Genomic DNA, 686 nt, shown 5'->3' with positions numbered 1-686 from the left:
TTGGCCTGTGTAGGTGTAGTGGGTCTGCCGCCCTAGCGGGTCGGTCTTAACCAGCACATCCCCCTGTTCATTGCGCTCAAACCGCCAGGTTCGCACCGCGCCACCCTCGGCGCCGCACTGCTCCACCTTGCGCAGGTGGCCATCCCAGTAGGCGTAACGGGTCAGGCTGCCATCGGCCGCCACCTCGTGCGCCAACAGCCCCGCCTCGTCGTACAGGTAGTGGGTTTCGCTCCCTTGCGCATCGCGGGCCCACACCTTCTGGCCCTTGTCGTTGTAACCAAACTCGCTCACCGCCCCATCAGGGTCTTGCTGGCGAATAAGCCGCGCCTGACTGTCGTGCTGATACACCACCACGCTGCCATCGCCGTTCTGCACGCTGACCTCGCCCTTGGCGTCATCCCACTCATAGCGCGCATCAAACCCAGCCACGTCGCTCCAGTGCCGAATAGCCCGCGCCTGTTTGCCTTCTCCTTGCCACTCCCAGAAGAACCCTGCGCCACCGGCCAGCCGCCGCTCCACAATCACCCCATCGGCCCGATAGCGATACTGCTCCTGCTCGCCCGCGCCATTTTCAGCCGCCACCAACTGCCCTGCGTCGTTGTAGTGATAACGCTGCAACAATGCGTGAGCGACCCAGCGCACCCCGTCATGGCGCAGTAAATCCAACCGGGTTATCCGCTCATTCT

General features: G+C 63.6%; 1 pseudogene. It reads right to left on the bottom strand.

Annotation, left to right across the window (positions count from 1 at the left end):
* Positions 1-686 (bottom strand): annotated as a pseudogene (locus CUC53_RS18730) (RHS repeat protein); the annotation flags it as partial.

It is taken from the genome of Aeromonas cavernicola (genome assembly GCF_002795305.1).
Taxonomy (GTDB): Bacteria; Pseudomonadota; Gammaproteobacteria; order Enterobacterales; family Aeromonadaceae; genus Aeromonas; species Aeromonas cavernicola.
This window is presented reverse-complemented; position numbering and strand designations above follow the sequence as displayed.